Genomic DNA, 9,462 nt, shown 5'->3' with positions numbered 1-9,462 from the left:
CGGCCCGGCCAGCATTCCGCCGTTCGCGGCGCCTGCCGCGCCGCCGGCGAGCGCCGCGCTGCCGGCGCCAAGGATGTGGTCCTTCTTCAGCATGCCCATGGCATTCCCCTTCGTGGACGGCACACGGCCGACGCTAAGGTCGGCCGTGTTCATACGGTGTGTAGGAGCGGCGGGAGCCGCGATCGCGGCTCCGCCGCTCCCACCATTACTCAGCGGCCGTCGCGGTCGGCATCGCCGGGCATCGCCCGCTCGATGTGGTGCCAGCCGTCGCGCACGGCCTCGCGGGCCTCGCCCCAGGCCAGGCGCGAACGCGCACGGCTGGAGTCCCAGTCGCGCTCGAGCTGCGGCTCGATGTCCTCGAAGCGCTGGCCGCGATACTGGCCATAGGTGTCGTAGCCGTACTGGTAGGCCGGCTGGTAGTCGCTCCAGTCGCGACCGGTCGAGTAGTACGGGGTGCTCTTGTAGCTGTTCTCGAAGTGCGCGGTGTACTCGGTCGGATTGACCACCTCGGCCAGCGAGTCGCCCGCCTTGGCACCGATCGCGCCGCCGGCCAGCGCACCGACCACCGTGCCGGCCGGACCGGCCACGGAACCGATCGCACCACCCGTCACCGCACCGGCGATCGCGCCCGTGCCTGCACCAATGCTGTGATCCTTCTTGACGTCGCTCATCGTGTTCTCTCCTGTCGTGGGGCCGCGGCTCGTGCCGCGGTTTCCGCATGCTGGAATGCGCGCGGTTGAGTCGGGGTGAAGCCGCGCCCTGTTCAGGACTCACGCACGAAAAACATTCATCGCGCCGTTACCGATGTCACGTGAACATCGACGCTCCACGCAGAGGAAACCGACGATGGCCACGTCCACGAAACGCAGCGAGATCGAAAGCCTGGAACGCGCCTTCTGGCAGTCGCTGGTCGACGACCAGCCCGAGGTCGCCTCCGGCATGCTCACGCCCACCGCGCTGATGGTCAGCGCCAACGGCGCAATGTCGTTCGACCCGCCCACCTACGAGAAGATGGCGCGCAATCCGAAGCACAGCCTGCTCGACTACCGCTTCTCCGACCTGGACGTGCTGTTCCCCAGCGACGACGTGGCGATCGCCACCTACCGCGCCTGGCAGAAGTACGAGAAGGACGGCGCCACCATCGAGGAGGACGTGGTCGACTCGTCGACCTGGCTGCGCATCGACGGCAAGTGGCGCTGCGCGGCGCATACCGAGACGCGCGCGGGCTGACTCCTAGGGCGCGGCCTCGGGCGCGCTGAAGTTGTTGCCGTACATGCCTGAGCGGTCGAAGCAGCACACCCGCTTCTTGCCGTGCTCGAGCATGTCGATGGCGGCGTGCAGGCGCTTGCCACGGGTTTCGGCCTTCTTGCCCGAGGTCATCCACGCGATCCAGTCGCGGCGCGCGACCGTCGTGGCCGCGTCCCAGGTGGCCCTGGCCGCCGGGCTCGCCTTCAACGCGGCGCGCAGGTCGGCAGGCACCGCAGGTTCCAGCTCCTTCTCCAGCGGTGCGATCTCAACCGCGACGGCATCGCCGGGTTCGGCCTTGGCCGCTTCGCGCAGCGCCCTGGGCACCTTCCGCCAGTGGCTGCCGTTGCCGGCGGGCTCCAGCGTGGCCTCGAACGGCTGGCCGCCGAGCGTGCCGCCCACGCTGGTCATGCTCCGCGTCGGCAGTTTCGCACTCGCATCCGCCGGCAGGACCAGGAACGTCCAGGTGGCGCCCCTGGGGCTGGCGGGCCGGGAAAGACGGGCCTTGAATCGGATCATCGGCGTTGTCGAGTGCTGATCGTGACGGCCCAAGGATAAACAGTTCCGGGCCCGGGGCGGTTAGGCTTGTACGTCGGCCCCAATGGCGGGCAACGACGAAGGGGATTCCATTGCTGCAACTCGACGCCGTCCAGACCCTGGCCTTCGCGGGCATCGCGCTGTTCATCGGCTACGGCCTGTGCCGGTACATCCCGGTCCTCGGGCGCTACAACCTTCCTCCGCCGGTGATCGGCGGCCTGGTGTTCGCCATCGCCGCATGGATAGCGCACGACCGCGACACCGCCCTGTGGACCATGGACACGTCGCTGCAGACGCCGTTGATGATCGCGTTCTTCACCGCGATCGGCTTCAACGCCAGCCTCAAGCTGTTGAAGATCAGCGGCAAGCAGGTGGTGGTGTTCCTGGTCCTGGCTTCGCTGTTCGCCGTGGTGCAGAACCTGCTGGGCATGGCGGTGGCGATGGGCTTCGACCTGCATCCACTGTTCGGCGTGCTGGCAGGTTCCACTACGCTGACCGGCGGCCCGGCCACCGGCCTGGCGTTCGCGCCGCTGTTCGAGGAAGCCGGCATCCGCGGCGCGGAATCGATCGCCGTGGCCTCGGCGATGGGCGGCATCGTGCTCGGCGGCCTGATCGGCGGGCCGGTGATCACCATGATGATCCAGCGCTACAAGCTGCGTTCGACGCGGCCGGAGGACCACCACGCACCGGACGACGCGGCCACCGGCGTGCTGCTGACCGAGGCCCAGCGCGAATTCAGCGCACTCAAGAGCATCGTCGCGATCCTCGTGGCGATGTGGATCGGTGCTTGGGTGAGCGGCTGGATCTCGGCTGCCGGCATCACGCTGCCCGCCTACATCGGCGCGATGCTGGTCGGCGCGCTGATCCGCAACATCGACGACGCCAGCGGCTTCATCAAGCTGTCGGTGCCGACCGTCGAGTTGATCGGCAACATCTGCCTGGCGCTGTTCCTGTCGGTGGCGCTGATGAACCTCAAGCTGTGGGAGCTGGCCGGGCTGGCGATGCCGCTGCTGGTCAACCTCGGCCTGCAGATGGTCATCGTGTGCGCGTTCTGCATCGTGGTGTTCAAGGTCATGGGCCGCGACTACGACGCCGCGGTGATGGGCGGCGGCTTCATCGGCTTCATGCTCGGCACCACGGCCAATGCCATGGCGGTGATGCGCACCCTGGTCGAGCGCTACGGCGCGGCGCCGCGCGCCTTCCTGGTGGCGCCGCTGGTCGGTGCGTCCTTCATCGACTTCACCAATGCGCTGATCATCAACGGCTTCATCATCGCGTTCGAGTAGCCGACGGCAGCGCGCGGCGCGACAGCGTTACCCAGGTCGGCGCGTGGTCGCTGGCCTTGGGTTGCAAGCGTACCCACCGGTCCACGCCGGCGTTCTTCAGGGCTCTGGCCAGCGGGGGGTTGAGCAGCAGGTGGTCGATGCGCAGTCCGCGGTCGCGCTCGGCGTGCCGGCGGAAGTAGTCCCAGAACGTGTAGATGCGTTCGTCGGGATGCACGTGCCGCAAGGCATCGGTCCAGCCCTGTTCCAGCAAGGCCTCGAACGCCTCGCGCGATTCGGGCTGGATCAATGCGTCCTTGCGCCAGGACTTCGGGTCGTAGACGTCCTCGTCGGTGGGGATGACGTTGAAATCCCCGACCAGGGCCACCGGGTGCCCGATGTCGACCAGAGTCTTCGCGTGCCGGCGCAGCCGCGCCATCCACTTGAGCTTGTAGTCGAACTTCGGGCCGGGCTGCGGATTGCCATTGGGCAGGTAGAGGCACCCCACGACGATGCCGTGCACCGCCGCTTCCAGGTAACGGCTCTGCTCGTCCTTCGGATCGCCCGGCAGCCCGCGCCTGCTTTCCACCGGCTCCACGTCGCGGGCGAGCAGCGCGACGCCGTTCCAGGAGCGCTGCCCGTGCCAGATCGCGCCATAGCCGGCCGCTTCGATTTCCGCGAACGGGAACGCCTGGTCCATCGCCTTGAGTTCCTGCAGCGCGACGATGTCCGGCTGTTCCTTCTCCAGCCATCCAAGAAGGTGCGGCAGCCGCGTGCCGATGCCGTTGACGTTGAACGTGGCGAGCTTCAGCGTGGCGGCACGGCGGGCCATCACTCCTCCGATCGCGCCAGCGGCTTGAAGAAGGCCGCGCCCGCGGCCATGCCGCGCTCGGTCTCGGCGGCAAGGCGCTGGCGGTCGATGTCGCGGATGCGCGCCTCCAGCTCGAGGATGTCGGCCTGCGACGCGCCGAGGCGATCCAGCGCCGCCGCGCCCATCACCATCGCCGACTCGAAGGTCTCGCGCACCTGCAGGTCCACGCCGGCCTTGACCAGGTCGACGCTGTGGCGGCGGTCGTTGGCACGCGCGACCACCGGCACCTCCGGGAAATCGCCCTTGAGCAGGCGCACGATACGGGTCGTGCTCTCGGGCTTGTCCACGCATACCAGCACCACCCGCGCGTGGCCGGCGCCGGCGGCGCGCAGGATGTCCAGGCGGGTGCCGTCGCCGTAGTACACCTTGAAGCCGAAGCGCCCGGCCGAGTCCACCATTTCCGCGTTGTTGTCGATGATGGACACCTCGTACCCGCGCGCGAAGAGGAACTGGCTGGCGATCTGCCCGACCCGCCCGAAGCCGATGACCAGCGCCACCCCGGTGAGCTGGGGCGGCGGCTCGCGCCCTTCCACCACCTTTGGGTAGCGCCTGCGCAACAGGTTGAAACCGGCCATCACCAGCGGCGTGAGCACCATCGAGAGAATCACGATCGCCGTGAGCATCGCGTTCTCGCCGGCGTCGATGATCCCGGTCGCGGCCGCGGCGCCGTACAGCACGAACGCGAACTCGCCGCCCTGGGCCATGTACACCGCGCGCTCCACCGCCACCATGTGGCAGGAACCGAATACGCGCGCGACCACGTAGATGCCCAGCGCCTTCACAAGCATGTAGGCGAGCACGTAGCCCAGCACCATCAGCCAGTTGGCCATCACCACGTCGATCTGCAGCGACATGCCGACGGCGATGAAGAACAGCCCCAGCAGCACGCCGCGGAACGGCTCCACGTCGACTTCGAGCTGGTGCCGGTAGCTGGATTCGGAGAGCAGCACGCCGGCCATGAACGCGCCCATCGCCATCGACAGCCCGCCCAGCTCCATCGCATAGGCCGCGCCGAGCACGACCAGCAGCGCGGCCGCGGTCATCACCTCGCGGGCCTGCGCGGTGGCGAGCAGGCGGAACAGCGGATCGAGCAGGAAGCGCCCGGCCAGCACCAGGCCGGCGATGGCGGCCGCGCCGATCCCGATCGCCGCCCAGTCGATGCCCTGCGTGGCCGCCGTCGAACCCGGCGCAACACCAGGCGCGATGGGCGCCAGGAACGCCACCGCCGCCAGCAGCGGTACCAGCATCAGGTCCTCGAGCAGCAGGATCGCGACCATCCGCTGGCCGTTGTCCGACGCCAGCTCGCCGCGCTCCTCCAGCAGCTGCATCACGATCGCGGTCGAAGTCAGCACGAAGCCGGCACCCGCAACGAACGAAGCCGCCGGCGGAAATCCTGTGAACAGGCCCACCAGTGTCAGCAACGCCGCGCACGCCGCCACCTGGGCGAAGCCGAGCCCGAAGATCTGGTGGCGCATCGCCCACAGGCGCGAAGGCCGCATCTCCAGGCCGATGATGAAGAGGAACATCACCACGCCGAGCTCCGCTACCTGCAGGATCTCCGCCGGTTCTTCGAACACCCGCAGGCCGAACGGCCCGATCGCCAGGCCCGCGGCGAGATAGCCCAGCACCGCGCCGAGGCCGAGCCGCTTGGCCAGCGGCGCGGCGATCACCGCGCCTGCCAGCAGGATGATGACCGGCAGCAGGTCGATGCCGTGGTGCGCGGTTTCCATGGCGCTGGCTCGCTCTTCGGATGTCGGGGGATTCTAGTGCCTGCACCCCGCGCCACGGATACCATCCCCGCATGATTGGTCCCGGCCTGATCGGACCCATCGGGAAACCTGTAGCTTGTAGGCCCCGGCATACGGAAAGATCTTTCGATGCAACAGCACGAACTCGACGCCTTCTTCGACCAGCATGCCGCCGGCTATGACACGCAATGGGCGCGGATGGCGCCGATCCGCGAGAGTCTGCACTTCCTGCTCGAAACGGCGTTCGCCGACCTGCCCGAAGATGCGCGGTTGCTGTGCGTGGGTGCCGGCACCGGCGCCGAGATTGCGCATCTGGCCGCGCGGTTCCCGCGGTGGCGCTTCCTGGCGGTCGATCCCGCCCCCGGCATGATCGCCGCATGTCGCGAGCGCGCGGAGAAGGGGGACTTCGCCGATCGCTGCGAGTTCCACTGCGGCCTCGTCGAGACGCTGCCGGCGGATGCCGCCTTTGATGGTGCCACCTGCTTCCTCGTCTCGCAGTTCCTGCTCGGCCGGGCGCAACGCACCGCATTCTTCGCCGCCATCAGGCAGCGACTGCGGGCAGGCGGCATCCTGGCATGGGCCGACCTGGCCTGGGACACGAATGCCGCCGACTACCCACGGATGCTTGGGTTCTGGATGCGCACGATGTCCGGCGCCGGTCTGGACGACGAGGCGATCGAGCGCATGCGCGGCAACTATGCGAAGGACGTGGCAATCCTGCCGCCGGACGAAGTGGCGGCCCTGGTAGCCGAGGCGGGCTTCGAGGCGCCGCTTCGTTTCCACCAGGCGGGCATGATCCACGGCTGGTGCGCGCGGCTAGGGTGACTTGCCTCCGCCCGCACGACTTTGCATGAATTCCGGGAACGTCTCTTCCAGCGACGCCGTGTCCGGCAGGATGTAGAACACCCCGCCCCGCTCGAACGTCGGCTCCATGACCTGCCCGTAGAAGGCGGGCGAGACGTTGATGCATCCGTGGGAGATGCGATTGTCGTCGGGCGTAGGCGACGCAAGACGTTCGGGGCGCCTCTCGGCCGGCACCCCCGTGGCCGTGGGGTGGATGGAGACCGCGGCGTCGTAGTCCACCCACAACACGCGGCCGGCGTCGATCGACGGGCCGAAGCCGCCGACGAAACGGCCCGCCGGCGTGGTGCGGTCGCGGCCTGGAATCTCGCGTAGCGCCAGGCCGGCGATGCCGGGCGCCGTGTGGTCGCCGACCGCCGAGCCGAAGAGCCCGGGGGCCGCGCCGCGAAGCCGGCCATCGCCGCCGAACACCAGGATCTGCGCAGCGGCCTTGTCGATGATCGCGAACGGATAGCCCTGGCTGTCCTTGCTTGCGACAACCCAGCCCGCCAGCTCGATCACCGTGTCGGACACCTCCTGCCCTGGCGGCAACTCGTCGACGGCGGCCACCGGCTGCTCGGCGGCATCCCTGGCGCTGGCGACGCCGGAACAGGCGAACGCCAGCGCCAACAGCAGTGCGCCAGGAAAGGAAATCCGCGGCGCAGAACCCATTAGCCGCGCGGCGGGCGGGCCGGCGCCGTCTCGAGCCTCTGCACGCGGCTTTCCAGCTGGTCCAGCCGCTGGTTGGCCTGCTGCGCGGACTGGTTGGCGGCTTCCGCACTCTGGGCCGCACCCTGCACCCGCGTGTCGAGCTGGTCGAGGCGCGAGTTGATGCCTGCGAACTCGTCGTCGTACGTGGCGCAGCTGGCAAGACCCATGGCGATGACCATCGCCAGGCCGAGCGGGCGGGCCATCTTCAGGTGATTCCTGGTCGGGAACATTCCGATCTCCTTGGTGAGGGGCATCCGGACTATAGCGGGCTTCTTTCCGGAAGCGCTGCTCACCTTCAGGCGACATTGGCCTATGTCGACGGATCGTGAAAATTTGCGGCTTACCATGACAGGCGGGCAGTGACGAGCGTCTCATTTGCGTGCAGCGAGAACGCCCACCCGTTGCGCTCGCACAGGCGCTGGACGATGCCGAGTCCGAGGCCATTGCCGTCGGAAGCAGAGGGATCGTCACCGTTGACCGGCGCGCTCGTGACCAGCGTGTTCGTTACCAGCAATTCGTGTTCCCTGATCAGGACCTTGATCGGTCCCTGCCCGCCGGGAGTCTGCTCGAACGCATTCCGCACCAGGTTGGTGACCGCGATCAGGAAGGCTTGCGGATGCCCGCGGACTACCGTCGCCGCCAGCGCTTCGACGTCGACATCGACGGATTTGCCGTTCAGCAGGTAGCGCTGCTGGTCGATCGCCCGGTCCACCAGTGGCGCCACCAGGAACTGCTCGCCGTACAGCCCGTCGTCGGCCTCGCGGGCGATGCACAGGAACAGCTCGATCGTGGACTTCATTTCCAGCGTCGCACGCCGGATCCGGTCCACCGCCCTGGCGTCCTCGGCCGACAGGTCGTTTTGTTCCAGCAATTCGAGCGCGCCCGTGATCACCGTGATCGGCGTCCGCAACTCGTGGCTGGCCGAACCCGTGAAGTCCCGCTCCCGCACCACGAACGCGCCGATGCGCTCGAGGGTCTTCTCGATGGCGCCGGCAAGGACGCCAACCTCGTCCGTTCCGAAGCGGCCGGACTCTATGAGTTCGTGGTCCCCGGCCGACAGGTGTTCCAGGTCGATGTCCGCGACCACCTCGGCGAGCTGCACCACCGGGGCGACCGCCCGTCGCATCACCAGCACCCCCAGCCCGAAGCCGAGGGCACCCAGCAGCCCTACGACACCCGTGATGAGGAGGAGCCACCACCAGTCCTCGGAGGACGCAGCCTCGATCCCTGCGACATCGAAAACCACGAATGCGCGTCCCTGTGCATTGCCGGCAGGGATCACGGCGACATGCAGCTCTTCATCGACGAACTCGTAGACGCCTTCACCGGGGACTGTTCGTGCCCACTCCCTCAGTGGCTCCGGCAAGCTGCCGACGTCGTCGTATCCCCGGATGCTCGTCCCGATATCGGGATAGTGCTCGCTGGCACGCTGAAGCTGGTTGACCAGGACGCGGTCCTCGCTGACCCGGATGGCCGCGTAGAACGCGAATCCCCAGGCCACGCTGAGCGCGACGACGCAAAGCGCGAACGCATACTCGACCCGCTTGCGCAGACTGTGCCGCGGCACTACCTGGCGTCCTCGGCAATCCGGTATCCGATACGGTGCACCGTGTGGATCAACGGCCGGTCGAACGGCCGATCGATCGCCTGCCGCAGCTTGTACATGTGGGAGCGCAGCGCATCGCCATCCGGGCGATCGTCGGCCCACAACAGCGTTTCGAGCTCATCGCGATCCACGACGGACGGGGACTCTTCCATCAGCCGCCGCAGCAACTTCATGCCGGCCGGGTTGATCTCGACACGCCGCCCCGCGCGATGCACTTGCAACGTCGATCTGTTCAACGTCAGGTCGCCGACGGCCAACAGGTTGTCGGGGTTCCGGTGGCTCCGCTTGTAGAGCGCCCGGAGGCGTGCATGCAGCTCCTGTAGCGCGAACGGCTTGACCAGGTAGTCGTCCGCGCCGGCATCGAACCCCTTGAGCCTGTCGTCGAGCGTGTCCCTGGCCGTCAGCATGAGCACGGGCGTTTCGATCCCGGCATCGGCCCGCAGCCGCTGGCAGAAGGTGAGGCCGTCCATCCTCGGGATCATCAGGTCCAGGACGATGACGTCGAAGGGGTTCGTCAGCGCCAGGTTCATGGCGGTAACGCCGTCGTGGGCGAAATCCAGCACATAGCTGATCTTCTCGAGGTACGCGGCGATGTTCTCGCAGATGTCGCGATTGTCCTCGACGATCAACGCCCTGATCGGC

General features: G+C 67.9%; 10 protein-coding genes and 1 pseudogene. 3 read left to right on the top strand and 8 right to left on the bottom strand.

The window, feature by feature from the left end; all coding sequences use genetic code 11:
* Positions 1–209: 209 nt before the first annotated feature.
* On the bottom strand, positions 210–671 hold the full coding sequence (locus QAA18_RS01020) for a hypothetical protein (protein ID WP_279410327.1): 462 nt from the start codon (positions 669–671) through the stop codon (positions 210–212).
* Positions 672–846: 175 nt separating this feature from the next.
* Here QAA18_RS01020 and QAA18_RS01015 point away from each other — a divergent pair, with 175 nt between their 5' ends.
* The gene (locus tag QAA18_RS01015) at positions 847–1,230 is read left to right on the top strand and encodes a nuclear transport factor 2 family protein (protein ID WP_279410326.1); all 384 of its coding nucleotides are present in this window, start codon (positions 847–849) and stop codon (positions 1,228–1,230) included.
* 3 nt (positions 1,231–1,233) lie between these two features.
* On the opposite strand, the gene QAA18_RS01010 is transcribed toward QAA18_RS01015, so the two are convergent.
* Complete coding sequence (locus QAA18_RS01010) at positions 1,234–1,764, bottom strand: YdeI/OmpD-associated family protein (protein WP_279410324.1); 531 nt, start codon at positions 1,762–1,764, stop codon at positions 1,234–1,236.
* A 110-nt stretch (positions 1,765–1,874) separates the two neighbouring features.
* Between QAA18_RS01010 and gltS the strand changes: the two genes are divergently transcribed.
* Positions 1,875–3,068 (top strand): sodium/glutamate symporter, encoded by a 1,194-nt coding sequence (gene gltS / locus QAA18_RS01005; protein ID WP_279410323.1) that lies wholly within the window; start codon positions 1,875–1,877, stop codon positions 3,066–3,068.
* Here gltS and xth read toward each other — a convergent pair.
* Positions 3,052–3,876 carry an exodeoxyribonuclease III gene (gene xth / locus QAA18_RS01000; RefSeq protein ID WP_279410322.1) on the bottom strand — a complete coding sequence of 275 codons (825 nt, stop codon included), beginning with the start codon at positions 3,874–3,876 and terminating at the stop codon, positions 3,052–3,054. The genes gltS and xth overlap by 17 nt on opposite strands.
* Positions 3,877–4,010: 134 nt before the next feature.
* Positions 4,011–5,645, bottom strand: a pseudogene (locus QAA18_RS00995) (monovalent cation:proton antiporter-2 (CPA2) family protein); the annotation flags it as partial.
* 147 nt (positions 5,646–5,792) lie between these two features.
* Between QAA18_RS00995 and QAA18_RS00990 the strand changes: the two are divergent.
* Positions 5,793–6,488 carry a class I SAM-dependent methyltransferase gene (locus tag QAA18_RS00990; protein WP_279410321.1) on the top strand — a complete coding sequence of 232 codons (696 nt, stop codon included), beginning with the start codon at positions 5,793–5,795 and terminating at the stop codon, positions 6,486–6,488.
* On the opposite strand, the gene QAA18_RS00985 is transcribed toward QAA18_RS00990, so the two are convergent.
* The 4 genes from QAA18_RS00985 to QAA18_RS00970 all read right to left on the bottom strand — a co-directional run bounded on the left by QAA18_RS00985 (position 6,480) and on the right by QAA18_RS00970 (position 9,458).
* Positions 6,480–7,133: a L,D-transpeptidase gene (locus QAA18_RS00985; protein ID WP_279410319.1), complete on the bottom strand. Its 654-nt coding sequence runs from the start codon at positions 7,131–7,133 to the stop codon at positions 6,480–6,482. The two genes, QAA18_RS00990 and QAA18_RS00985, sit on opposite strands and share 9 nt — an antisense overlap.
* Before the next feature lie 41 nt (positions 7,134–7,174).
* Positions 7,175–7,444: a hypothetical protein gene (locus QAA18_RS00980; protein WP_279410318.1), complete on the bottom strand. Its 270-nt coding sequence runs from the start codon at positions 7,442–7,444 to the stop codon at positions 7,175–7,177.
* Between the two features lie 110 nt (positions 7,445–7,554).
* Complete coding sequence (locus tag QAA18_RS00975) at positions 7,555–8,781, bottom strand: HAMP domain-containing sensor histidine kinase (protein WP_279410317.1); 1,227 nt, start codon at positions 8,779–8,781, stop codon at positions 7,555–7,557.
* On the bottom strand, positions 8,781–9,458 hold the full coding sequence (locus QAA18_RS00970) for a response regulator transcription factor (RefSeq protein WP_279410335.1): 678 nt from the start codon (positions 9,456–9,458) through the stop codon (positions 8,781–8,783). Before QAA18_RS00970 ends, QAA18_RS00975 begins: the two co-directional genes overlap by 1 nt.
* Positions 9,459–9,462: the final 4 nt, after the last annotated feature.

It is taken from the genome of Luteimonas sp. 8-5, assembly GCF_029763755.1.
GTDB lineage: Bacteria > Pseudomonadota > Gammaproteobacteria > Xanthomonadales > Xanthomonadaceae > Cognatiluteimonas.
This window is presented reverse-complemented; position numbering and strand designations above follow the sequence as displayed.

What these genes read in the sequence shown, in the direction of transcription:
- QAA18_RS01020 (WP_279410327.1), bottom strand. Translation starts at nt 671, where the DNA reads ATGAGCGACGTCAAGAAGGATCACAGCATTGGTGCAGGCACGGGCGCG.
- QAA18_RS01015 (WP_279410326.1), top strand. Translation starts at nt 847, where the DNA reads ATGGCCACGTCCACGAAACGCAGCGAGATCGAAAGCCTGGAACGCGCC.
- QAA18_RS01010 (WP_279410324.1), bottom strand. Translation starts at nt 1,764, where the DNA reads ATGATCCGATTCAAGGCCCGTCTTTCCCGGCCCGCCAGCCCCAGGGGC.
- xth (WP_279410322.1), bottom strand. Translation starts at nt 3,876, where the DNA reads ATGGCCCGCCGTGCCGCCACGCTGAAGCTCGCCACGTTCAACGTCAAC.
- QAA18_RS00990 (WP_279410321.1), top strand. Translation starts at nt 5,793, where the DNA reads ATGCAACAGCACGAACTCGACGCCTTCTTCGACCAGCATGCCGCCGGC.
- QAA18_RS00980 (WP_279410318.1), bottom strand. Translation starts at nt 7,444, where the DNA reads ATGTTCCCGACCAGGAATCACCTGAAGATGGCCCGCCCGCTCGGCCTG.